Here is a 23,673-nt window from a genome sequence, read left to right as displayed (position 1 = left end):
TATTCAAAACCCTTTAGGCCTTATGAACTGAAACGAATAACCTACAAAAATAATTTTACCATATTTTTAATATTAAAAATATTAAAAAAGAGACTCCTTCGAGTCTCTTTTAATCCACTTCAGTTAACTTTCACCTGTGTGTAACGATTTTTAGGAACATTCAATTGCAAGTTACTTCTTAACGTACTCCCTTCGTATTCTGTACGATACAGGCCTCTTTCTTGCAGTATCGGTACGACGTGTTCAACAAAGTCATCTAAGCCATGCGGAACGCTTGAATGAATAATAAAGCCGTCAGCTCCTTTTTCTTCAAACCACTGTTGCATCAAATTAGCGATATGCTCTGGCGTCCCAATAAATTGTGTTTTAGGTGTAGCAATTCGCAGCGCCACTTCTCGCAGTGTCCACTTATGTTTTTTAGCGTTTTCTTTGATTTTATCAGTTGTACTGCGGAAACTATTACTTCCGATATCCCCTAAATCAGGAAACGCCTCATCTAATGGAAACTGTGAAAAATCAAAATGATCGAAAAAACGTCCTAAATAGTTGAGCGCATGTTCAATTGTTACCAATTGAGCAAGTTCTTCATATTTTCTTTCGGCTTCTTCGGTTGTACTGCCAATGATAGGACCTATTCCCGGGAAAATTAAAAGTTCGTTTTCATTGCGTCCTTGCGCTACGGCTCTTGATTTTACATCTTGGTAAAAAGCTTTCGCTTCTTCTAAATTATCTTGTCCCGTAAACACTGCGTCAGCCGTTTTCGCTGCTAAATCTTTTCCGCTTTCAGAGGAGCCTGCTTGAAACACTACGGGCTGCCCCTGAGCTGAGCGGCCAATGTTTAACGGACCTTCTACAGAAAAAAATTCCCCTTTGTGGTGCAAGCGATGCAGCTTTTTCTCTTCAAAAAATTGTCCGGTTTCTTTATTTCGAATAAATGCATCATCTTCCCAAGAATCCCATAATCCCTTCGTTACTTCTAGAAACTCTTCAGCTATTCTATAGCGTTTATCATGAGTGGGGTGCTCTTTTCCATAGTTAAGCGCAGATCCTTCCAATGGAGATGTTACAACATTCCATCCCGCTCGGCCGCTGCTAATATGATCAAGTGAAGCAAATTGTCTAGCCACCGTAAACGGCTCGCTATACGAAGTCGATAGAGTGCCAACTAAACCAATATGAGAAGTGACAGAAGCAAGTGCTGATAGAATAGTGAGAGGTTCAAAACGATTCAAAAAATGCGGAAGCGATTTTTCATTAATATATAACCCATCGGCAATGAACACTAAATCAAATTTTCCTTCTTCCGCTTTTTGAGCCTGCTGCTTGTAAAAACCGAAATTAACGCTGGCATCTGACAAAATTTCAGGGTGTCTCCATGCCCCCATGTTTCCTCCCACTCCATGAATAATAGCCCCTAGCTTTAATTGTCTTTTTATTGTCATATTACCATTCTCCTTTTTCATATCCATTCATAAATTCTCGTAGTTGATTGGTCAAACCGCCTGCTCCAAAGCGAAGGACTCCTTCTTTTTCTGTCTTTCTTTCATTTCCTTCCTGTGCAAATTGCAAAAAAGCGATAACGTGAACTCTTCTAGGGTGAATATTTTCAATTCCTTCGTCATAAAACCATTGATCAATTGTATTGTAAATCCCTTTATTGACTCTGAATTGGCTGTGGCACCAATTAAAAAACTGTAGATCAGGCAGATTTAAATATCTCGCTTGCCCTAGCTTGGAAGCTGTATGTTCACTAGATACATAGCCCATATGTTGAAATCTTTGCTTAACTTGTAGTGTATCGGCTTTAATTTGATGTTTTAAAAACTCAATGGAAGGGAACTTTTTCTCACCTCGCACCCGAAAGATAACGTCGCATTGAACTGTCTCTCCATAAATAACGTCGTTAAAATCCAAAATATGAACCTCAAATGTTTTAGATAGTTCCGATCCAAATGTCGGCTTAACGCCTACATTCATAACTCCTATATGTTCAAGTCCCCGCAGATGAACGAGGACACCATACACGCCATTTTTTAATTCCTCATGCTGAGTATCTATATTAGCTGTCGGAAAACCCAAATGTCTTCCTTGCTGCCTTCCAGGTACAACCTGGCCTTTTATAATAAGTTTTTTGCTTGTTTTAGCTTTTAATGCTCCTCGATTCACTACGTTCACCCTTCTTCCCTTAAGTCTAGTAAAAAATAAAAGGTTCTTTGCACAATGCGTGACATTGTGCAAAGAACCTCTAGTGATCTAGTCGGTTTGTTTAATTTGATGATTTTATCATATACTTATTATTCCTATGAGTCAAGTGGGTTTTAAATTAAAATATTAGATTGTTTTTTCATAAACATAAGAGTAAGGCGAATGCGTTGGGTTAATACGCTTGAAAAATTGCTTTGTTCGATCTTCTTTTGGATTTAAAAATATTTCTTCAGGATGACCTTGTTCGACAATCTTTCCTCCGTCCATAAACACCACGTGATTAGAGACTTCACGGGCAAAACTCATTTCGTGCGTAACAATAATCATCGTAATTCCTTCTTCAGCAATTTTACGAATAACAGACAGTACTTCACCCACCAGTTCAGGGTCCAAAGCAGACGTTGGCTCATCAAATAAAATGACTTCAGGATTTAAAGCAAGCGCTCTAGCGATACCCACTCGCTGCTGTTGACCTCCTGATAACTGACTTGGATACGCATTTGCTTTTTCAGCAAGCCCAACTTTTTCAAGGACGTCTAAACTTCGTTGTTTTGCTTCTTCCTTTGGCAGCTTTTGAACAATAACTAGCCCCTCCATAATATTTTCAATAACGGTTTTGTGTTTAAACAAATTGTATTGCTGAAAAACCATCGTTGTTTTTTGTCGAAGAGTTAAAATATCTTTGCGGTTTGGCTTTTGGCACTGAACCGTAAATTGATCGATCGAAACTTCTCCTTCATCTGCTTTTTCTAAGAAATTAATGCAGCGTAAAAACGTAGTCTTTCCAGAGCCACTCGGCCCTAAAATGGTCACAACGTCCCCTTTTTTAACAATTAAATCAATACCGTCCAATACTGTATGTTGACCAAATGTTTTTTTAATATTTGTTAATGTAATCATACAACCCCTCCTCGATTATAAACCGTTAATTTTCGTTCAAGCAGCGCTGTTATTCCTTCTATTAACATCGTCAGCATCCAATAAATAAGGGCAGCAGCAATATAGGCTTCTAAAAACTTAAGATTATTTGAAGCTACGATATTAGCTGCACCGTTTAACTCTTTTTGTGAGACGATGAATGCGATAGAAGACGTATGCAAAAAGCCGATGAAGATATTGCATAAATTTGGTAAAGATAAAGCAAACGCCTGAGGGAAAACAATTCGTTTCATCGATTGAAAACGATTCATTCCAATGGAATACGCAGCCTCAATTTGTCCTTTTTCTACCGCTAACAAACCAGAGCGAATGATCTCTGACATATAAGCCCCCGCTGTAAAAGACAAAGCGATTAATACAAATACGACAATAGGAATGCTGTTTGCATTGAAGCCCCATCCATAGTAGCTTGATAGTTTATTAATCAATAGCGGGAACCCTAGGTAAATAACCATAATATGAAGAATGGCAGGCGTTCCTCGAAAAAATGATACGTATACGTTGGCAATAGGCGTTATTATTTTTACTGAATTAATTCTCACAGCCGCAACAGCAATACCAATAAGCAATCCGCCTAGTAATGGACCGATGGTAATAAGGAGTGTTAAAGGTAATGCCTTCAAAATTTCTACAAATGCTGTCCATATAAACGGTACGTCAATAATCATGTTTACACCTCTTTTAGTAAGCTCGTTTTATACATGAACAGGCTGATCGTGTTTTTGCAGCTTCTGTTCGGATTTCATAAAAAATTTCTCTAATATAATGGCTACCAAATAATAAATAATGGCAAGTGCAATATATACTTCAACTGCATGAGCCGTTGCTGCGATAATGGTATCTCCTCTTCCCATCATATCCATGACACCAATGGTAAAGGCTAAAGACGTATCTTTTAAGGAACCAATCACAAGGTTTCCAAAGTTAGGAAATGCTACAACGAGAGCTTGCGGCAGCACAATTCGAGTGAACGTTTGTTTTCCGGTCATTCCTACACTATACGCTGCTTCAGTTTGCCCTTTATCTACACTATTAATGGCACCGCGCATCATTTCAGAAAAAGACGCCGCCGTGCTCAGTGAATATGTGATAATCACAAATACGAGCGGAGCCATTCTAGAAACGTCAATATGAATCAATTGTAAGAGGGCAGGTACCCCGTAAAAAACTAAAAATAATTGAATTAAAATAGGCGTCCCCCTCATAAAAGAAATATAAACTGCTGCTAATTGACTTAACACCGGTACTTTATAAATACGAGGCAGGGCAATAAACAATCCCAAGGTACTGCCAATCAAAAGTGAAGCAACCAAAATCCAAATTGTAATATGCAAATAAGATAATAATTGAGGAATAGAGGTGAAAATCAGCTCTATATCAAATGCTTTTCCCATCTTTTTCTCTCCTTTGTTTCCCTCTACAGGTAGCGAAAGGACCCAAGTTCAAGGCTTGGGTCACAGTAAGTGATTTAGTTATTTCCAGCTGCTTTTGTATAATCTTCTCCTAGCCATTTTTTGCTTAATTTTGTCAATGTTCCGTCTTCTTTTATTTCTTTTAGCGCTTTATCAACATCTTTTTGTAAACCTGTTTCATTTTTTCGAAGCATAAAATATACTTTTGAATTTGAAATAGCAGGTCCCACAACTTTTTGCTCTGCGTCCGCTTGCTTATTGACAAAGTCAACTGCAAACGGCGTACTAATTGTAGCGTCCGCACGTCCTGTTTTTAGCTGCGTTTTTGTATCATCAGATCCTTGACCTGAATAAACGATATCAATTTTATTTCCATGTTCTTTGTTATACTTATCGATTAAGTTAGCAGAGTTACTCGTTGCTCCTACAATTACCTTTTTACCGCTCAAATCTTTAATTGATTTAATTGACGTATTTTTTTCATTTACAACTACATGTAGCGGAAAGATATTATAAGGTTCTTTATTAAACAGGAACTTTTGTTTTCTTTCTTCATTCACTTCCATCTGATGGGCGACTAAATCAATTTTGTTGGATTCCAAGCTCAAAAGTAAATTAGAAAAATCCATCGTTTTGAATTCAAACTTATAGTTTGGAAGACGTTTGTCTATTTCTTTAACAAGCTCTACGTCATACCCCGTTAGATTTCCTTTATTGTCAAGAAAGCAAATGTTGGGAAATTGCGTACCCGTTCCCACAATAATTTTTTGCACTTTGTCTTTGCTTGCGTTAGCTGCTGTTTCTTTATTGGGTGTTCCGCAAGCGGCTAATAATAAAAGAAGTGATAAAAAGATAGCTGTCAGCTGTAGTTTTTTCATGTGTTTGGTCCCTCACTATGTCTCAAAATAATTTATTGTTTTAACGAGTTAATAAAATGGATGTTGCAGCTATTTAACGATTGGTGAATAGTCTTCAATCAACTTTTCTATTTGTTCATAATCTTTTTCAATAACTCCTTTAAACTGCCCCTTATCTCCAATTTCAACGACCGGTACATGACGAATACCGTATTTAATTTCAAGTAAATCTCGCAAATAATCTTTTCCTTCTACATCGATACTTTCATATTGATGGCCTTTTTCATGAAAATATGCTTTTAGTTCTTCGCAATGATGACAACCTTTTCGATTCCATAATAAAATTTTTACTGACATGGTTTCTCCTCTTTTCTTTTAAATGATTAATTAGCTTGTTGTAACTCCTTGTGTTTTTCTAACTCATATCTTTCGGGATGTAAGATCTTCCTTAAGAATACGCCTTTTCCTTCTTCTCCTTGATCGACTTCAAAAAAGCGTTCATACCCTTTTCTTTCATACATAGGAATCAGCCATGGGTGTCGATCAGAAGTAGCTAATGTAACAGCAGGAGCCCCCAGTTGATCTCGAATAACCGTTTCTTCAACCCACGTTAAGAGTTTAGAACCTACTCCTTTCTTTTTAAGCAAAGGATCTACCGCAAACCACCATAAGAAAGGCCAGTTCGTTATTTCTTTATACGTTCTTGCTGTAATCGTAGCTACGATTTTTTCATCACTTTCCAGCACGTAGCAGCGGCTGTTTTGAATGTTTTCTTTTACAACTTGAATCGTTGCCGTCGCTGCAGGAAATTTAATTCCTAGCTTTCGAATCGGCTCATATGCTCGAAGCGTTAAATCCAACAGTTCTTCAGCATCTTCTACGGTAGCTAATCGAAATAATTCACTCATTTTCTTCACCTCATTTTATAAATGTTTGAAGGGATAGATTACCTTTGTAAATCAGCTCATCCACCGCTTCCTTTAAACGACTTTTGGCATTCGCATTGTTAATACCTGTAAAAGAGACGTATTCATGCAGTAGAAAAAGACTGCTGAGCCAGTAAGGTCTACCTAAAAAAGACGCTAAAAGTTTTAAATCATACTTAGCTTTTAGTAAAGAATTCACATTTTCACCAATAAGAATTGGCAGAAGTATTTTTTTATACAATAAATCTTCTGGCAATATTTTTGTTAGCCGTTCAAAAGATTCTACGTATGTTTCATTTACTCCCGATAACAGAACGACAATGCTTTTAGCTTGGTTCATTTTCGAAATAAATGCCTTTACTTCTTTCTGCGCTTCCTGCTTCAAAGCGTGTACATCATGATACGAGATAGCTTCGGCGTGCACTCCTTTTGAGGTTAAGCAAGCTTCTAGCTCATCTTTCACTGAGGCTATTTGTTGATAATTATGAGAGCTTCCGTTATATAAAATACATACATCGCTCACCTTTTCCCCCTCCTTTTTACAGCAAAAAGGCTCCTAGAGTTTCCTCAGGAGCCTTTGGTAGACCAATCAGCTTTAACTGTTTTTTTGATAAAACCGGAGAATGAAGTGAAGTGTCTTTGAAACATACTCACTCAATTCTTATTTATCCAAGTTGTTTTATCGACTTTTCTATTTGATGATTCAACTATATAGCCTCAAAATGGCAAAGTCAACTTATTTTTCAAAAAATATTTTTCTTTAAAAAAACTCTTTTCATCTGGAAAATCCTTTGCTAAAATTAATCCCAATTATTCTTACCTTTTTTATCAACTTTAAGGAGTGTTTTCAGTGAAATTAAGTATTTTAGATCAAAGCCCGCGTTATGAAGGTGAGCGTGCTGAAGATGCATTTCAGCATACCATTCAATTAGCTCAGCTAGCAGAAGAACTTGGCTACCACCGTTTTTGGGTAGCGGAGCATCATGACTCTGAACATGTTGTAGGATCATCACCCGAAGTGTTAATTTCTCACCTGCTCGCCAAAACACATCATATCCGTATCGGCTCAGGCGGTGTTATGCTTCAACACTACAGCCCTTATAAAGTAGCAGAAAATTTTAACGTTTTAGCCTCATTATCTCCAAATCGCATCGATCTTGGAATCGGCAGAGCACCAGGAGGACTACCTCATTCTACTCAAGCCTTGCAACAAAACTCTCAGCCCACTAAGTCCTTAACAGACAAACTGATAGAACTTAAACAATACCTAAACGATACGCTGCCGGAAGATCACCCTCTTTACGGTTTAAAAGCCTATCCAAGGCCCCAAAAAGCAGCAGATATGTTTTTACTGGGAGCAAGTGCTTCAAGCGCAGAGCTAGCGGCATCTCTAAATCTTCCTTATGTATTTGCTCAATTCATTAATGGTGATCAAAAAGTGCTAGAAGAAGCGATTTCCGTCTATAATCAGCACGTTTCATCCCATGCACGCTCGCTTGTCGTTGCCCTTTCCGTCATCGTAGCGGATACCGTAGAAGAAGCAAAAGCATTAGCATCCAGCACAAAAATATTTAAAGTATACTTACAAAATGGGAAATCCGCTACATTAGGCTCCAAAGAAAAAGCGGAAGAATTTGGTCAGCAGTCTAAAGAAAGCTATCGAATTGAAGAAAAAGAAGCAAACGTCATATACGGTACAAAAGAAACCGTTCGTCAAAAGCTCCAAGCTTTGAAACAGGCATTTTCTATTGATGAATTTATTATTCTTACTGCTCTTCAAGATTTTGAACAAAAAAAGCGGTCTTATACGCTCTTAAAAGAAGCTTTCAGTGAAGGAGATGCTCAGAAAACGAATCAAACTCTAGCAGCTTACTAATCAAGAGGCTGAAATAAAAGAATTTTAGTCGAAGTAAAATACGAAGTAATAATCAAAATGATTGATTATTACTTCGTATTTTTTCGTTGTCATGGTAAACGTAGCTTTCATGTGTTTAATTGCTTTTAGCTATTGATTGGGCTGTTTTAGCTATGTCTCAAGTTCTTTGTTTCATCTACTTACGAGGCGTTCAAACAAAGTATACGCATGCTTCTTGTTTTCAAAAAATCATTAAATTGAATCAAACGTTTTTTTATAGTACCATATGAAGATATGAGTCTAGTAGAAGAAGGGAATTTAAAATTATGCCTTACAAAATGATTGTTTTAGATTTGGATGATACACTATTATGCGATGATCACACTATTTCTCCGCGCACAAAAGAAGCATTAATGAAGGCGCAAGAATCGGGAGTAAAAGTTGTACTTGCTTCTGGCCGACCAACTTACGGAATGGTTCACATCGCCAAAGAACTGGAGTTAGAAAAGTACGGAAGCTTTATTTTATCGTTTAACGGGGCGAAAATTATTAATTGCTTAACAAATGAAGAGCTATTTAGCAGCACATTATCTCCGAGAACCGCTGCACGTCTCGACGATATTAGCCGCGAAGAAGGAGTTTTAATTCATACGTACGTTGGAGATGAAATTATAACAGAAGTAGAAAATAAATTTACGGATATTGAAAGTGACATTACAGGTCTGCCGATCCGTGTTGTTTCATCTTTTACTGATGCCGTTACAGAACCTGTTGTAAAAGTACTCATGCTTGCAGAACCGGAAATGCTGGTTCACGTTGAAAAGAAACTTCAAAAGCAGCTTCAAGGAGAGCTAAGCGTAATGCGCTCTAAACCATACTTCCTTGAATTCACAGAAGAAGGTGTCACAAAAGGGACAAGCTTACATTTATTAATTCAGCAGCTTGGCATTACACGCGATGAAGTGATTGCTATTGGCGACAGTTATAATGATCTTGCCATGATTGAATTTGCTGGACTTGGCGTAGCAATGGGAAATGCTCCTGAAGATATTAAAGAAAAAGCCAACCACGTAACAGATACAAACATGAACGACGGTGTGGCAAAAGTTGTGGAAGAATTCATCTTAAAACCTGTTAGTGTTTCATAAGACAAAAAAAGCAGCTCGTACGAACCGAGCTGCTTTTTTGTTTTGATTTTATACTCCTAAAAGTTTCATAAGAAGCGTAGCTAAAATAACAGTGGAAGCGCCTCCAAGTCTTGTTGCTACTTGAGCAAATGGCATAAGTGACATACGGTTGGAAGCTGATAAAATCGCTACGTCTCCCGTACCTCCTAAACCGCTGTGACAGCCGGTTACAATTGCTGCATCCACCGGATGCATTTTCATCATTTTACCTACAAAATAACCGGTTGCTACCATAGCCATAACAACTGCTGCACATACGACTACATAACCTGGTGTCACAATTTTCACTACATCTTCAAGAGGAATATACAAAATTCCTAGGCCTACCATTAACGGCCATGTCAAGCTCGTAGAAATGAATTTGTACATATGGTAAGCACCTTGCTCCATCTTAGCAGGCATTACTTGTAAACATTTGACTAGCGTTGCCGCTACGATCATTAAAACTGGACCTGGAATTCCTAAAAACTTATGTGCTAAGCCTCCGAAAATAAAGAAACTACATGCAATTAAAAGACCTGCGCCCATTAACGAAAAATCTACTGGTTTCTTGATATTTGTATCTTCTGAGATGCCATCTCCGCCTTTTGTCTTCACAAGAACTCCATTACCTGTTAATTCTGGCTTTTTCTCTCCTAGACGTTTCATTAAGCCAGCACATACGATAGCAACGATGTTTCCAATAACAGCAGCTGGAATCATTTGCGACACAAAAGATTCTGCTGAACTACCTAAAATTTGAGAATAAGCAAGTGAAAGCGGTAAAATACCTTCACCAATTCCTCCTCCAATGATTGGTACAACAATATAGAAAAATGTATGTTTTGCTCCGTAACCAAATAACATCCCAACGGCTACGCCTGCAGCTACAGCGGCTAGCGTACCTAACACAAGCGGTACGAACATACGTGTAAAGCCTTGAATTAAAACTTTACGGTTCATGCCCAGAATACTTCCGGCTACTAAACAAGAAATATAAAGGTATAAAAAGTTTGATGTTTTCATCAAAATTGTTACCGCTTCCATAGACGCGGGATTTAAAACATTATAAAAAACTAATACGGAAGGTACAAGCAGTGATAAAATAGCTGGTCCGCCAATATCTTTTAAAATCGGAATTTTTAATCCTAAATCACCAAGCAGCATTCCCATTACCATAATAATCGCAAATCCGCCAATCATATCTGGAGGAAGTTCGTTGTAAACGGCCGCGCCATATACAATTAATGCAAGTAAAACGTATAGCGGTAGAGGAATAACTCCTACTTTAATATTGTTGATTCGGTTCCAAAAACCCTTATTTTCAGGCTGTGAATCTTGAGTAAACGTTTCCAATTTACGTGCTGTATTCATCTCATAACCCCCTGTGGTTCTAATATAGAGAATCATACACAAGTTTAAAAAAACTATATACGTTATGTAACTTAAGAATTCTTTTTGTAACTAAAAAAAGCACAGCTTCTTTTTTCAGAAGCTGTGCTTTTTCTATCTAAAAATTAAGCATTTACCGTTTCTAAAGCTTTAATTTCTTTGTATGTTGGTTCCCACATTGCTGCTTTTACTGCCGCTTTTACATCTGTTGGAACTTCTTTTGCAACACCATCTTTAATTGCTGCGTTAGCAACCGCTAAAGCAACGTTATATGATACTTCACGTAATTCTTCTACGCGTGGTAGTAATGAAGCTCCTGGTTTGCTGCTGTCTACCATTTGAGCTACAGCGTGTGCACATGCTGCGAACATGCTGTCTGTAATAACTTCTGCTTTTACCACGATTGATCCAAGACCAAGACCAGGGAAAACAAAAGCATTATTAGATTGACCAATTTCATATTCCACACCGTCGTAGTTAACTGGTTCAAACGGACTTCCAGTCGCTACAAGTGCTTTTCCTTCTGTCCAATTTAATAGGTTTTCAGGAGTAGCTTCCGCAAGCGGAGTTGGATTTGACATTGGTAAAATAGCTGGGCGTTCTACATGCTTCGCCATTTCTTTTACGATTTCTTCTGAGAATGCGCCTGCTACACCAGACGTACCAATTAAGATTGTTGGCTTAACTTGTCTGACAACTTCTAAAAGAGAAATTTTGTCTTCTTCACGGTTCCAGTCCTTCACTTCTTCTGCTTTTCGTGCATAAGGCGTTTGGAAACCTAATAAGTCGTCCATGTCATCTGTTAAAAGGCCTCGGAAATCGACTGCCCAGAAGTTTTTGTATGCTTCATCTTCTGTGATCCCGTCTAATACCATTGCATCACGTACTTGATCTGCAATACCGATACCTGCTGTACCTGGTCCAAAGATTAAAACACGGTGGTCACGAAGTGGCATTTTAGACACTTGAACTGCTGAGAAAATAGCGGCAAGCGTTACGGCACCTGTGCCTTGAATATCATCATTAAACGTTAGAATTTCTTTTCCGTACTTGTTAATAATATTACGAGCATTTACATTACCGAAATCTTCCCAGTGTAACAGTGCATTAGGGAATATTTCAAGAGATTTTGAAATAAATTGATCTACGAAATGATCATAGCGCTCACCGCGGATACGTTCATGGCGGTTTCCGATATATAAAGGATCATTTAATAATTTTTCATTGTTTGTTCCTACATCAAGAACAACTGGAAGTACTCTGCTTGGATCGATTCCTGCTGCAGCTGTGTACACGGCTAATTTACCGATAGCAATATTAATACCACCAACGCCCCAGTCACCAATTCCTAAAATACTTTCTGAATCTGTAATAACCATTAAATCAATGTCTTCACTATTTGCATCGATATTTTTAAGAGCTTCTTCAATGCCTTCTACATTATCGATTGACAAGTATACGCCACCCGGACGGCGATATTCGTGGCTGTATTCTTGGATTGCTTGTCCAACTGTTGGTGTATAAACAACCGGAAGCATTTCTTTTAAGTGATCTTGCAATAAACGATAAAATAATACAGCATTACGGTTCTGTAAATCGTTTAAATACACATTCTTACCAAGGTTATCTGCCTGAGCTAAAAATTGCTCATATGCACGTTTTGCCTGCTCATCTAAACTTAAAGTCATTGGAGGAAGTAAACCTTCTAATCCTAACGTTTTACGCTCTTCTTTTGTAAAAGCTACTCCTTTGTTTAACATTGGAGCTCCTAAAATTTCTTTCCCACGTAAAGTCGTTTCAATTGTTTCATTATCTGTAAAAAATACGTTGCGCATACGACTATCTTCCTTTCTGTAGACTTGTATGACAAGCATACAAGTTGGTTAGATTTAAGTAATTGATACCTTATATGGATATTACTCATATTATTCAAATGTCCGTTAACTTTTTATGAATAGCTTGCTAATTCATTTGACAATAGTATATTTTATGCCTATCTATTTCTGCTGTCAACTATTTTAGTAGAGCAATTTTTTAGTTATAAAGAGGTAGAAATTTCTGAATTTAATATCTTTTATCAATTTTCTTTTTATATAGGTACTAAGAACCCTCTTTATTCTATTCATCTCTTTTGGAAAGTCAAAATAATCCTTTAATATGGAAAAAATGTTTAATTATAAAAAATTTATTTTGAAATAATTTTAGTTTGCCTATAAAAGAATATTTTTTATTTTTTTGTCTATGCTGATTAGTGAATTACTATGAATATTCTTTCCTTTCTCTCTATACATATAAACTACATAGTTCTTTTTTATAATAATGGAGGTTATTATATGTTAAAACCAGATACAGCTATTATTTTTGGATTTCTTATCGAAGAAGCGGCCAGTCGATTAGACGATCAAGAGATTAAAGAAATTGCGTCTAAAGAGCTAGAGAATGGAGAATTGGTGTTTGAAGAAGCCAGTTATTTTTATAAACGCTTTTTTATCCCTGCTTCCTCTGAATTAAGACAAGCTCTTCGCCGAGAGGTCTTATCGCTTCATTTAACATTAAATCAAATTAAAAATGCTTATGGCAACGGATCCATGTCTAAGATTGCTCATATGCATCAAATTATTGCAGAAACTGAAAAATCAACAAACGAACTTAACAGACTTTTAAATCTTGCGTTCTATGAGGGTGAGGACGATCAGACATACGCCTCCTTCATGAATATTTTTTCAAATAAATCATAAAAAAAACCGCCCTTAAGGACGGTTTTTTTTATTGAACACCTTTCATTAAACGCTGAATTTTTGGCGAAATCATTAGTACAATTACACCTAAAATGACCGACACTCCGCCCAATGCAGCAAAATAAACAACTTGCGAAATGTTTTCATAGTATTGAACAAGCTGAGCATTGATTGCCTGCGCCGCTGCGCTTGTTAAGAACCATAAACTCATTGTCTGAGCAGAAAACGCTGCAGGTGCTAGTTTTGTGGTAGTTGATAGCCCTACTGGTGATAAACAAAGCTCTCCAACTACAACTAAGAAGAAGCTTAATACTAGCCATAGCGGGCTCGCTAACGTTTCGTTTCCATGAATACTAGCCGGGATAACCATGACAAGGAAAGAAAGCCCTGCAAATAAAAGTCCTAATGAAAACTTCTTTGGTGTAGAAGGCTGTCTGTTTCCTAATTTCACCCAAAGTGCTGCAAAAACTGGGGCAAATATAATAATGAATAACGGATTTAACGATTGGAACCAGCCAACTGGAATTTTAAAGCCGCCATACGTTAGCTGTGTATGATCTTTTGCATACGTTGCTAAAATTGTTGACCCCTGCTCTTGAATTGCCCAGAACATTACTCCAGAAATAAAAAGAGGGATATAAGCTAATACGCGTGAACGCTCATCAGCTGTTGTCTTGGGACTCTTATACATAACCACAAAGTAAATAATAGGAATAACAATCGCTAAAATACTTACAAATAAAATAACGCCTTCAACTGTTAAAATACCTGCTAAAGAAGTCAGTACAATAAAGATAGCAAGTACAACTACAGCAAGTGCAATAGTACCAAAAACTTTTTTGCGCTCTTCTGGTTTTAAAGGGTTTGGAACTTGTCTACCTGCACGCCCTAGGTTTTTACCTCGTGTAGCCATAAATACAATTAGACCTAAAAGCATTCCTACTGCCGCGATTCCAAAACCTAAGTGGTAGTTATACTTTTCACCTACTGTTGAAACAACTAGCGGCGCGATAAATGCTCCAGCATTTACACCCATATAGAAGATACTAAATCCAGCATCTCGACGGTTATCAGTCGGGCTATACATATCGCCCACAACGCTTGAAACGTTTGGTTTTAATAAACCTGTTCCAATGATAATCAAGAACATTGAAATAAACAGCGCTGTTACACCTGCTGGCAATGCAAGCACTAAATGCCCCAGCATAATAAATATACCGCCGTAAAACACCGTATTAGACGTACCTAAAATGCGGTCTGCAATCCAACCGCCAATAATTCCAGACATATAAACAAGAGAACCATAAATAGAAAAGATCGCTAAAGCGGTTCCTTGTTCCATTCCTAATCCACCGTTTGCAATTGTATCGTACATGTACAATACAAGTAGCGCACGCATTCCATAGTATGAAAAACGCTCCCAGAATTCTGTAAAGAACAAGGTAAATAAACCTTTAGGATGTCCGAAGAATCCTTTTTGAGGAACTGTTTCATACACTTTTTCTCTCTCTACCGACATATTCCTTAACCTCTCTTTCAACCCTAAACCACCATAGACAAAACTGTCAAAAAATTATGATGATATAAAAAAATAGAAACAAGAAAATTTTATTCTTATAAAATGATTCTGTCAATATCAGAATTTTACAATGAGTGCATAATATACGGTTTTTCATTATAAAATTGCACCTATAAAAAGCTTTAAATCAAGATTTCCTTTCTTAAAATATCTTTTTGAAAATTTTTTTATACAAAACCCTTGATTACAAAGCATCTGATTATCTACTTTTCATACAACCAGATAATATTTTTCTTTTTGGGAAATTTTTCTTTATATTTAAAAAGAAGCTTTATTCTTTTTAAATTATGCTTCCCTCAATCAAAAATATACTTTTTTAAAATAATAAAACCTTCTTTAAAAATGTCTCTTTTGTTATAGTAGATACTCTTTTTTCACCTATGTAATACTTTTAATATAAGTCATCCTCATTTTTTTATGTAAAAAAAGAGATAAAAGGTTTATTTTTCATCTCTTTTTTCACTGTGCCTACAATTTTACGTATTCACCATTTACCATTTGTCCTTTGTGAAGAGGAAACACACCTTCTTCTTTAGTGTATACAATCGTTCCTCTATTAATGGTAGTTAAAATAACGCTATTAAATACCGTTCCTTCATATATACTGTGCTTATGTTTGAAAACCATTCCTTCTTTTGTCACTTTTTCAGTTTGATCCAGATCAACGATAACCAAATCCGCATCGGCTCCTAGCAAAATGCTGCCTTTTTTGGGATATAAGCCGAATCGTTTAGCTGGATTGGTTGATACAAGCTTTGAAATGTGAGAAAGAGAAATCCCTCTAGTGATCGCTCCTTCACTAATCATTGCTTGCAAAGAGTACTGACCGCCTGATATTCCACCCCAAACTTTAAATAAATCATTCTGATGAGCTGTTTTTAACTCAATCGGGCAAGGAGAATGATCCGAAGAAATCATATCTACTTCTTCTGATTGAATACATGCCCATAATTTTTCTTTTTGACTCCTGCTGCGAAGAGGAGGTGCACACTTAGCCGTTACGCCAATTTCTTCAAAGTCTTCCTCTGTAAAAAGTAAATAATGCGGACAAGTTTCCAGCGTAACGTTCATTCCATTCTTCTTTGCTTCCGTAATAAGCTGCACTGCTTCACAGCTGCTAATGTGTACAAAGTGAAGCGGACATCCCGTTTCTTCACCGTACTCAAGCGCTTGCTTTACTGCGTTTACTTCTGCTACAACCGGTCGCGTTTCTAAATAATCTTTAATAGCCGTTTGCTTTTGCTTCTGTTTAGCCTGTTCAAGCTTTTGTATTAAGTCATTTCTTTCAGCATGCAGGGCAAGCACTTTATTTAGTTTTGCAATCTCTTTCATTCCTTCGTATAATGTGAGGTCATCTGAGAAATCAAATTCAGAACCTGCTTCTGACATAAATGCTTTAAAACCTATTACACCCGAATGAGCCATTTTGGCTAATTCTTCTTTATTACCAGGAACCAACCCTCCCCATAGACCGTAATCTACTACTGACTTTTGATCAGCCAGCTTTTTCTTTTCCCACAGTGCTGCTTCTGTTACGGTAGGAGGAACGCCGTTTAAAGGCATATCAAAATATGTAGTGCAGCCTCCTGCGGCCATAGATGCTGAACCGTAGTCAAACCCTTCCCAATGGTCTCGGCTCGGTTCATCAAAATGCACATGAATATCAATCATTCCAGGCAGAACATATTTGCCTTTAGCATCTACGTATTTTTTTGCTGGTATGCTAACACCTTGCGCTATTTCTGCAATCTTTCCTTTTTTAACACCTATGTCCGCTTTTACTATTTCGTCTTCTAATACGACCGAACCATCCCGAATAATTAAATCGTACATATTATCAAACTCCCCTTTACTTACTTCATCTTTTTATTAAACGAAGTAGTCTGCTATTGTTCTATCATGCACTGTTTCCTTTAAAAAGTCTTTATCATTGTAAAGAACCCTGACACACAGACTGATTATTACGTCAGTTAATATAACTGAATTATCCGATTTTTTCATTCGCCATTTTGTCTAAACTTTTCTTTTTCATTTGGTCACTTTCACTAACTGAAAAGAGATGGAGACATAACTAAATCAACGGACGAACAAATTGGATAAATGAAACCTATCTCCACTCTAACCATAAAAAAATCCGAACGAGTTTGATTCTCCATCAAGAATCAAACTCGTTCGGATCTTCCTTCAACTAATTTTGTCACAGTCTATTTTAACTCTTTTTTACTTTTTGTGACATTGGCAACCTTACTGTAAATGTACTTCCTTTTTCTTGTTCACTTTCTACATCAATTTTGCCTTTATGTGTTTCTACGATCCATTTAGCGATTGCTAGGCCTAGCCCGTGACCTCCCATTTGACGGGATCGGGATTTATCAGCACGATAAAAGCGGTCGAAGATTCGATCCTTTTCGTCGGGATGAATTCCAACCCCTGTATCACGTACTTTTAATGTACATTCACTCCCGTGCTGAACCACTTGAATGTTTACACTTCCATGAGGAGTCGTATATTTAATCGCATTGTCTAACAAAATGTAAATCAGCTGAGTGAGACGCTCTTGATCTCCAGTTACAACTAATTTTTCAGGCGTATCCAGCTGCAAATCAATATGTTTAGAAATCGCTAGAGTTTCAACCGATTCCATTACCTTTTGTACCGCATCTGTAATATCAAACGGCATCATTGCTTTTTCTACTTTATTAGAGTCTGAGCGTGCAAGCGTAAGTAAATCACTGACGAGACTCGTCATCCGCTTCACTTCAGCTTTCATATTATTAATTAATTTTTTAGAGAAGGGATCTTCTGTTACTTCCTCCTGCATTTCTAAAGCGTTGATAGAAGAAAGCATAACGCTAAGCGGTGTCCTTAGCTCATGGGATGCATCCGCCACAAATTCTTTTTGCTTTTGGAAAGCTGTTTCAATTGGGACCATGGCACGTTTTGACATTAAGCGGCTGATATAAATGGCTACTCCTACAAACAGTACCGTAAGGCTCAGCATAATAATGAGGAGCCACTTTAACAGCTGATAAAGAAACGAAACGTCTTTTCCAATATAAAGCATCCCTAAAAATTGGCCTTTATAAAAAATAGGTTCCCCCGCCATCATTAAATCAATATCTATTTTGCCTTCCCCGTTTTGCCCTTTTACTCCTTCGATGTGCTCAAAACTAGGACGCGGGGCTTTTATTCGTTCTTTTCGCACTTCGTTTTCAATAGGGATCCATCCATCAATTAAATCTAACAAGTTAGAGCGAAGACGCTCACTCGCTTCGTTGCCCATAATAAGGTCCCCTTCAGGACTGATGACATAATAAAAAAACTGGTCTTCACCGGCTACGACAATGTTTTTATACTCTTCTTTCGACTGTTGATTCGAACTGTTTACCGCTTGTTTAATTAAGATGCTTTGGACAATTCGAGACTCTTGTTTTAACATGCTATTTAAGTTTTGCTGCTGACTATTGGATACAACCACATACACCAATGCATAAACAATAAATACGAATAAAAGCAGAAACAGCATTAGCAATGCGCTGTATCGGAATGTTAAACGATTTTGCGTCTGGCTGAATAAATCTTGCTTTACTTTTTGTTTTACTTTCTGTTTAGCCCTCGTAAGAAGTTTAGCTTTCAATTTTGTAGCCTACTCCGCGAATGCTTTGAATAAGATCTTGTTTGTTAAATTTCTCTAGTTTTTTTCGCAAAAGTTTAACCGTCGCATCAATCGTTTTAATCGAAACATCTGATTCATATCCCCATACCCTGTCTAAAATAATATCCCGGGAAAGAACTTGTCCTTTGTTTTTCACTAAAAAATCTAGCAGTTGAAATTCACGAGGACTTAATTGAATAAACTCCTCGTCAAACTGCACGGTTTGACTTGCTCTTTTTAATATCATGCTGGCAATCTCTACTTCTTCTTCTAAAATTGGTGCATAATTACGACGAGCCAAAGCGCGAAGCCTTGCAAGCAGCTCGTCAATTTCAAATGGCTTAATAACGTAATCATCCGCTCCCGCATCTAAGCCTTGTATACGATCTTGAACCGCATCTTTTGCTGTTAACATAAGAATGGCCCCGGCGTACCCTTCTTTTCTTAGACGTTTACATACATCGATTCCGTCTCCATTGGGCATCATCCAGTCAAGAATTAACACATCATAATGTGCTTCAGATGCATAGTCATATGCATCATTCCCTTCCGTCACCCATTCGACGTTATAGCCTCCTTTTTTCTTCAGCATATAACTAACTAATTCACCTAGCTGCAAATCATCTTCTGCTAGCAGTACGTTCATTCTGCGTAACTCCTTCCTTCGTTTGATACATTTCCCTGCATCCTTTTGTTTACTTTATTATACAAAAAGAATCAGCAGAAACAAGCTGCCTCTACTGATCTCTTTTCATTTTAATTTTCCCTACCTGTATTAAGAACGAGAGCAAACTGCTGTTCAGCCGTTCGCGTCTTTTGTACTTTTATGAATGACTAACGATTTGATTTGAATATGAAGGATTTGATCCATTAACAGTTTCTGTGACCTTTACAACACGCCGGCATATTTCAGCTCGTACACCTCTGTGCTTCAATTGTTCGACGATTTTTTCTAATTTGCTATAAGACGCTGTTTGTTTCATATCCATCCCCTCATTTCGTTAAGGTATTATTTATGAATCAAGTTTGTTTGTAATATCATACTTTTTCTTTAGCTTTTGTAACCATGTTGGATACTCTGTTTGGTATTTTTGATCAAGCAGCGTTTGCTTGATTTTTGCTTTGCTGTTTTCATATGTTGCTTTTTGCGCTTCTTTTTTGCCTGTTACTTTAATAATATGGTAACCGTATTCTGTTTTAACAGGATCACTTACTTCATTTACCTTCATTGAAAATGCTTTGTTGGCAAAAGCTTCGACCATATCGCCTTTTTTGAAGTATCCAAGGTTTCCGCCATCTGATTTAGAAGCTGTATCCGTTGAATATTCTTTTGCTAGCTTTGCAAAATCTTCTCCTTTATCAAGCTTTGCCTTTACTTCTTTTGCTGTTTTTTCGTCTGCTACTAAGATATGACTAGCTTTTACCTGTGCTTCTGTAGCTAGTGAATCTTTATTTTGATTAAAGTACGATTTCATTTCACTATCTTTAATATTAATAGTCGACTCGACCATTTTTTTTGCTTCAATATTCGTCTTTAAATCTTTTTTCAGCTCTGACAATTTTACACCGCTAGATGCTAATGCTTGATTTAGTGCATCTTCTCCACCGTACTGACTTTTAAGGTTTTCTAATTCAGCATTAATTTCTTTATCGGTTACTTTAATATTTTGTTTAGCTGCTTCTTTTGAAATGACTTTTTGTTCGATTAGTGAATCAAGGACGCTTGATCCTCCTTGAGCAAGAAGAGCATCATACAGCTGATTTTTTGTGATTTTTTCATCACCAACGGTAGCAACTACCTTTGATTTATTCATTGCTACGGCACCAATAGCTACTGCAGCAATAATGACAACGGCTGCGATAATCATAATTATTTTGTTTTTAGACATCATTAAACTCCTTTTCCATTTCTCATTACTTACCTAAACTTAAACTTTTGCGCGTTGGTAAAGGTTTAAGCTCAATTAAAGGCCTTGCAATCGTAGATACGTATTTACTCGACAACAGCCACGCCACTCCACAAGCTCCAATCAAAAGAATGCTGTATCCTTGTACACTTTCTATCCAGTCTCCAAAAGAAGATAAGCGAATATATTTAATCAGAAATCCATGTAGCAAATACACATAAAAGGTTTGAGCACCTCGAGATGTAAAAGACATCGTCTGTGTAGGGATCAAAGCTAAAAAGGAAACCGTCATTGCTAAGCTGATGCTATAAAATAGTGTACGAATGATCATTCCCTCTACTTGATTTACACCTAAGGAGGCATAAGATTTTGAACCAAATAGCCACTCCTTCTCAAAATCCGGTGCTACGTACTGGATCCACAGAGCAATAATGAGCAATGTGCCTCCAGCTATTTTCTTACAAGAAACAGACGTCAACTTTTTAAAATGTTCTTTTTTCATATAAAACCCTGCTAAGAAGAAGGGGAAGAATACAAATGTTCTAGAAAGACTTAACGTTGTTTCTAGCGGTTCACATAAGCCAATCATAATTCCTAAAACTGCCGCGACGGCTAAAGGATATTTGATCTTTGTAAAAATGAACAGCATCGCATTCCAACAAAATAAACTTAGTAAAAACCACAGTGACCAAGCTGGCTGAAATACTGAAACTTCAAATGACGATTCATCATACAGTTTATAATCATATACCGCATAGATAAGTTGAAAGATAATATAAGGAAGTAATACTTTCTTCGCCATCTTCCACATATATCCTTTCTTTCGGTATCCTTTTGCAAAATATCCGCTTATTAAAATAAACGCTGGCATATGAAAAGTATAAATAAATATGTAGAGTGTTCGTAACCACTGTTCATCATTAATGAAGGGAGTTAACAAATGGCCAAACACTACCAGTACAATTAAGATAAATTTCACGTTATCAAAATACGCATCCCGCTTAGCCATTTGACTTCCTCCTTTCTTTTACGTTCTATGGATTTGTACGACGTGCTGCTGCGAATATCTTTTCTTTACATCCCTTACTATACATAGTGAAAATGAAAAAACAGTGAAAACTTTTCTTTTTTCTATTTTTAAATAAGGCGCCGCTAAATAAGTTTGACAAATGGCGCCTCTTTCTCTACTATATAGATACGCACCCTATCCAATTCAATTTCGCTTGTTGCGGGACACTTAACCAGTACGGATGGATAGGGTGTTTTTGTATGCAAAAAAAAGCAGAAGACCTAGGTCTTCTGCTTTTTATTTTGCTATAGGCTGACTGTCATCTTTTCCGTTTTCTTTTTTACTTTTTAAATAATAAAACAGATAACAAAAAAGGACAAATGGGATACCGCAGTATAATGCGATACGCTGACTCTTATCAAAAGCAAGTCCTACACAAGCAGCAAAGCATAAAACGAATGCTAAGATAGGAACGAGAGGATATAAAGGAGCTTTGTAAACAAGCTTTGATACATCATTTCCTTCTTTAATATAGCGTCTTCTGAACATAAAATGAGAAGCTGCAATAGCCATCCATACAGCTACCACCGCAAATCCAGAAATAGAAACTAATACTAAGTAAACAGTAGTTGGTGCAACCACGCTTGACAGCAAGGACAGACAAGCCACTCCCATGCTGATAAGCAACGAATTAAATGGAACTCCTTTAGACGTTACTTTCCCTAACCAGCTGCTAACCATTTTTTGATCGGATAATGACCAGAGCATTCTCGAGCATGCATATAAGCCTGCATTAGCGTTTGATAGTAAAGCTGTTAAAATAACCAAGTTCATAATATCTGCTGCATAAGGAATACCTATTTGATCAAACACCGTCACAAAAGGACTTTCTAACACTCCTGCTTGTTTCCATGAGATCAACCCAGATAGTACAAACATGGCGCCAATAAAGAAGAAGAATGTACGCCAAATGATATTTTTAATGGCTCGAGGTATGTTCTTTTCTGGATCTTCGGTTTCTCCCGCCGTAATACCAATTAATTCTGTTCCTGAAAAAGCAAAACTCACGGAAACCATCGTAATTAATACAGGCATAAGTCCATTTGGAAATAAACCGCCCTCTCCTGTAAAATGAGAAAGCATCGGCGCTTTTTCATGACCGCTAAGGGGAATGAATCCAAACATCGCTGCTGCGCCTAAAATAATAAATACAATAATCGTTAATACTTTAATACTTGAAAACCAAAATTCTGTTTCGCCGAAAAAACGTACAGATGTTGCATTTAAACCAAATAATAAAAGAGCAAACAGCGCGCTCCATATCCAAACCGAAACGTCAGGAAACCATCTTTGCATAAGCAGCCCAGACGCTGTAAACTCCGAACCGACAGATACTACCCAAGTCAGCCAGTAGAGCCAGCCCACCGCAAAACCAGTTCCCGGCCCTATAAACTTTGTAGCGTATACTTGAAATGATCCTGACACAGGCATTGCTACGCTTAGTTCCCCTAGACATATCATGACTAAATACATAATTAATCCACCGATTAAATAAGCAAGGAGCGTTCCCCCAGGACCTGCTGCATTAATTGTATAGCCAGAATTAAGAAACAACCCCGTACCGATAACACCGCCAAGGGAAATCATAAATAAATGACGGCTTTTCATTTTTCTTTGTAACTGATTCATAGATGTTGTATTCTCACCCATTATGTACCTCCTTTTTATAGTAAACCCATCCAAAAACTTGGTTTTTTTACATATTCTCTATAGTCTCTTCTCTTCAGGAATAGGCTCTATTTCTTCGATATGTACGAATTTTGTATATTGTATACAATATACACTTCTTAAATCTTTTTACGATTATATCATTTTTCAGATTTTTTACAACAATGAATAGTAAAAAATATTTCAATAATTCTATTTTTTTATATTCTAACTAAGATTAAATGAAGTGATATGATATGATTATTTTTACACCTGTACGTTCTTTCTTTCTATTTTTATACTCTTTCATCACCATGACATGAAGA

Annotated in this window: 22 protein-coding genes; 3 read left to right on the top strand and 19 right to left on the bottom strand. The window is 37.1% G+C overall.

Translation table 11 applies throughout. From position 1 onward, the window contains the following. Nucleotides 1-119: 119 nt before the first annotated feature. The 9 genes from ACMX9J_RS01170 to ACMX9J_RS01130 all read right to left on the bottom strand — a co-directional run bounded on the left by ACMX9J_RS01170 (nucleotide 120) and on the right by ACMX9J_RS01130 (nucleotide 6,862). On the bottom strand, nucleotides 120-1,442 hold the full coding sequence (locus ACMX9J_RS01170) for an LLM class flavin-dependent oxidoreductase (RefSeq protein ID WP_033578807.1): 1,323 nt from the start codon (nucleotides 1,440-1,442) through the stop codon (nucleotides 120-122). Nucleotide 1,443: 1 nt separating this feature from the next. After that, nucleotides 1,444-2,166, bottom strand: a complete 723-nt coding sequence (locus ACMX9J_RS01165) for a riboflavin kinase (RefSeq protein ID WP_047751101.1) — start codon at nucleotides 2,164-2,166, stop codon at nucleotides 1,444-1,446. A gap of 165 nt (nucleotides 2,167-2,331) precedes the next feature. Continuing rightward, a complete protein-coding gene (locus ACMX9J_RS01160) occupies nucleotides 2,332-3,105 on the bottom strand; it encodes an amino acid ABC transporter ATP-binding protein (RefSeq protein ID WP_034265635.1) in 774 nt (257 codons plus the stop codon). Next, nucleotides 3,102-3,812 (bottom strand): amino acid ABC transporter permease, encoded by a 711-nt coding sequence (locus ACMX9J_RS01155; RefSeq protein WP_014460395.1) that lies wholly within the window; start codon nucleotides 3,810-3,812, stop codon nucleotides 3,102-3,104. The genes ACMX9J_RS01160 and ACMX9J_RS01155 overlap by 4 nt, the downstream gene beginning before the upstream one ends. 27 nt (nucleotides 3,813-3,839) lie before the next feature. Further along, nucleotides 3,840-4,538, bottom strand: a complete 699-nt coding sequence (locus ACMX9J_RS01150; RefSeq protein WP_033578804.1) for an amino acid ABC transporter permease — start codon at nucleotides 4,536-4,538, stop codon at nucleotides 3,840-3,842. Nucleotides 4,539-4,612: 74 nt separating this feature from the next. Further along, nucleotides 4,613-5,434: an amino acid ABC transporter substrate-binding protein gene (locus tag ACMX9J_RS01145; RefSeq protein ID WP_033578803.1), complete on the bottom strand. Its 822-nt coding sequence runs from the start codon at nucleotides 5,432-5,434 to the stop codon at nucleotides 4,613-4,615. A 69-nt stretch (nucleotides 5,435-5,503) separates the two neighbouring features. After that, nucleotides 5,504-5,770 carry a glutaredoxin family protein gene (locus tag ACMX9J_RS01140; protein WP_028413591.1) on the bottom strand — a complete coding sequence of 89 codons (267 nt, stop codon included), beginning with the start codon at nucleotides 5,768-5,770 and terminating at the stop codon, nucleotides 5,504-5,506. A gap of 26 nt (nucleotides 5,771-5,796) precedes the next feature. Continuing rightward, complete coding sequence (locus ACMX9J_RS01135) at nucleotides 5,797-6,321, bottom strand: GNAT family N-acetyltransferase (protein ID WP_176344153.1); 525 nt, start codon at nucleotides 6,319-6,321, stop codon at nucleotides 5,797-5,799. 10 nt (nucleotides 6,322-6,331) lie between these two features. Beyond that, the gene (locus tag ACMX9J_RS01130) at nucleotides 6,332-6,862 is read right to left on the bottom strand and encodes a hypothetical protein (protein WP_028413593.1); all 531 of its coding nucleotides are present in this window, start codon (nucleotides 6,860-6,862) and stop codon (nucleotides 6,332-6,334) included. Between the two features lie 327 nt (nucleotides 6,863-7,189). On the opposite strand from ACMX9J_RS01130, the gene ACMX9J_RS01125 reads away from it, so the two are divergent. Continuing rightward, nucleotides 7,190-8,215 (top strand): LLM class flavin-dependent oxidoreductase, encoded by a 1,026-nt coding sequence (locus ACMX9J_RS01125; RefSeq protein ID WP_034265631.1) that lies wholly within the window; start codon nucleotides 7,190-7,192, stop codon nucleotides 8,213-8,215. 305 nt (nucleotides 8,216-8,520) lie between these two features. Then, a complete protein-coding gene (locus tag ACMX9J_RS01120; RefSeq protein ID WP_176344154.1) occupies nucleotides 8,521-9,342 on the top strand; it encodes a Cof-type HAD-IIB family hydrolase in 822 nt (273 codons plus the stop codon). 48 nt (nucleotides 9,343-9,390) lie between these two features. On the opposite strand, the gene ACMX9J_RS01115 is transcribed toward ACMX9J_RS01120, so the two are convergent. Together ACMX9J_RS01115 and ACMX9J_RS01110 are read right to left on the bottom strand one after the other, a co-directional pair. Next, nucleotides 9,391-10,734, bottom strand: a complete 1,344-nt coding sequence (locus ACMX9J_RS01115; RefSeq protein WP_416225318.1) for a 2-hydroxycarboxylate transporter family protein — start codon at nucleotides 10,732-10,734, stop codon at nucleotides 9,391-9,393. 143 nt (nucleotides 10,735-10,877) lie between these two features. Continuing rightward, on the bottom strand, nucleotides 10,878-12,587 hold the full coding sequence (locus ACMX9J_RS01110) for an NAD-dependent malic enzyme (RefSeq protein ID WP_034269256.1): 1,710 nt from the start codon (nucleotides 12,585-12,587) through the stop codon (nucleotides 10,878-10,880). Nucleotides 12,588-13,085: 498 nt separating this feature from the next. Here ACMX9J_RS01110 and ACMX9J_RS01105 point away from each other — a divergent pair, with 498 nt between their 5' ends. Further along, on the top strand, nucleotides 13,086-13,490 hold the full coding sequence (locus tag ACMX9J_RS01105; protein WP_048021248.1) for a hypothetical protein: 405 nt from the start codon (nucleotides 13,086-13,088) through the stop codon (nucleotides 13,488-13,490). A gap of 28 nt (nucleotides 13,491-13,518) precedes the next feature. Here ACMX9J_RS01105 and ACMX9J_RS01100 read toward each other — a convergent pair whose 3' ends face one another. From ACMX9J_RS01100 to ACMX9J_RS01065, 8 genes are all read right to left on the bottom strand, one after another. Further along, on the bottom strand, nucleotides 13,519-15,009 hold the full coding sequence (locus ACMX9J_RS01100; protein WP_033578798.1) for a peptide MFS transporter: 1,491 nt from the start codon (nucleotides 15,007-15,009) through the stop codon (nucleotides 13,519-13,521). Between the two features lie 528 nt (nucleotides 15,010-15,537). Further along, nucleotides 15,538-16,902, bottom strand: a complete 1,365-nt coding sequence (locus ACMX9J_RS01095) for an allantoinase (RefSeq protein ID WP_033578797.1) — start codon at nucleotides 16,900-16,902, stop codon at nucleotides 15,538-15,540. Nucleotides 16,903-17,278: 376 nt separating this feature from the next. Further along, a complete protein-coding gene (locus ACMX9J_RS01090) occupies nucleotides 17,279-18,706 on the bottom strand; it encodes a sensor histidine kinase (protein WP_028413600.1) in 1,428 nt (475 codons plus the stop codon). Continuing rightward, complete coding sequence (locus ACMX9J_RS01085; protein ID WP_028413601.1) at nucleotides 18,696-19,370, bottom strand: response regulator transcription factor; 675 nt, start codon at nucleotides 19,368-19,370, stop codon at nucleotides 18,696-18,698. Before ACMX9J_RS01085 ends, ACMX9J_RS01090 begins: the two co-directional genes overlap by 11 nt. Before the next feature lie 178 nt (nucleotides 19,371-19,548). Beyond that, on the bottom strand, nucleotides 19,549-19,707 hold the full coding sequence (locus ACMX9J_RS01080) for a hypothetical protein (protein WP_155017217.1): 159 nt from the start codon (nucleotides 19,705-19,707) through the stop codon (nucleotides 19,549-19,551). 30 nt (nucleotides 19,708-19,737) lie between these two features. Continuing rightward, nucleotides 19,738-20,613, bottom strand: coding sequence for a peptidylprolyl isomerase (locus ACMX9J_RS01075; protein ID WP_416225317.1), 876 nt, complete (start codon nucleotides 20,611-20,613; stop codon nucleotides 19,738-19,740). Nucleotides 20,614-20,638: 25 nt separating this feature from the next. Next, nucleotides 20,639-21,640: an acyltransferase family protein gene (locus tag ACMX9J_RS01070; protein ID WP_033578795.1), complete on the bottom strand. Its 1,002-nt coding sequence runs from the start codon at nucleotides 21,638-21,640 to the stop codon at nucleotides 20,639-20,641. Nucleotides 21,641-21,937: 297 nt separating this feature from the next. Next, on the bottom strand, nucleotides 21,938-23,350 hold the full coding sequence (locus tag ACMX9J_RS01065) for an amino acid permease (RefSeq protein WP_034269273.1): 1,413 nt from the start codon (nucleotides 23,348-23,350) through the stop codon (nucleotides 21,938-21,940). Nucleotides 23,351-23,673 lie beyond the last annotated feature (323 nt).

It is taken from the genome of Priestia sp. RMT2NF4 (assembly GCF_047872835.1).
Classification (GTDB): Bacteria; Bacillota; Bacilli; order Bacillales; family Bacillaceae_H; genus Priestia; species Priestia zanthoxyli.
This window is presented reverse-complemented; position numbering and strand designations above follow the sequence as displayed.

Coding starts and splice junctions, on each gene's coding strand:
- ACMX9J_RS01170 (WP_033578807.1), bottom strand. CDS start 1,442: ATGACAATAAAAAGACAATTAAAGCTAGGGGCTATTATTCATGGAGTG.
- ACMX9J_RS01160 (WP_034265635.1), bottom strand. CDS start 3,105: ATGATTACATTAACAAATATTAAAAAAACATTTGGTCAACATACAGTA.
- ACMX9J_RS01155 (WP_014460395.1), bottom strand. CDS start 3,812: ATGATTATTGACGTACCGTTTATATGGACAGCATTTGTAGAAATTTTG.
- ACMX9J_RS01150 (WP_033578804.1), bottom strand. CDS start 4,538: ATGGGAAAAGCATTTGATATAGAGCTGATTTTCACCTCTATTCCTCAA.
- ACMX9J_RS01145 (WP_033578803.1), bottom strand. CDS start 5,434: ATGAAAAAACTACAGCTGACAGCTATCTTTTTATCACTTCTTTTATTA.
- ACMX9J_RS01140 (WP_028413591.1), bottom strand. CDS start 5,770: ATGTCAGTAAAAATTTTATTATGGAATCGAAAAGGTTGTCATCATTGC.
- ACMX9J_RS01135 (WP_176344153.1), bottom strand. CDS start 6,321: ATGAGTGAATTATTTCGATTAGCTACCGTAGAAGATGCTGAAGAACTG.
- ACMX9J_RS01120 (WP_176344154.1), top strand. CDS start 8,521: ATGCCTTACAAAATGATTGTTTTAGATTTGGATGATACACTATTATGC.
- ACMX9J_RS01115 (WP_416225318.1), bottom strand. CDS start 10,734: ATGAATACAGCACGTAAATTGGAAACGTTTACTCAAGATTCACAGCCT.
- ACMX9J_RS01110 (WP_034269256.1), bottom strand. CDS start 12,587: ATGCGCAACGTATTTTTTACAGATAATGAAACAATTGAAACGACTTTA.
- ACMX9J_RS01105 (WP_048021248.1), top strand. CDS start 13,086: ATGTTAAAACCAGATACAGCTATTATTTTTGGATTTCTTATCGAAGAA.
- ACMX9J_RS01100 (WP_033578798.1), bottom strand. CDS start 15,009: ATGTCGGTAGAGAGAGAAAAAGTGTATGAAACAGTTCCTCAAAAAGGA.
- ACMX9J_RS01095 (WP_033578797.1), bottom strand. CDS start 16,902: ATGTACGATTTAATTATTCGGGATGGTTCGGTCGTATTAGAAGACGAA.
- ACMX9J_RS01085 (WP_028413601.1), bottom strand. CDS start 19,370: ATGAACGTACTGCTAGCAGAAGATGATTTGCAGCTAGGTGAATTAGTT.
- ACMX9J_RS01080 (WP_155017217.1), bottom strand. CDS start 19,707: ATGAAACAAACAGCGTCTTATAGCAAATTAGAAAAAATCGTCGAACAA.
- ACMX9J_RS01075 (WP_416225317.1), bottom strand. CDS start 20,613: ATGTCTAAAAACAAAATAATTATGATTATCGCAGCCGTTGTCATTATT.
- ACMX9J_RS01070 (WP_033578795.1), bottom strand. CDS start 21,640: ATGGCTAAGCGGGATGCGTATTTTGATAACGTGAAATTTATCTTAATT.
- ACMX9J_RS01065 (WP_034269273.1), bottom strand. CDS start 23,350: ATGGGTGAGAATACAACATCTATGAATCAGTTACAAAGAAAAATGAAA.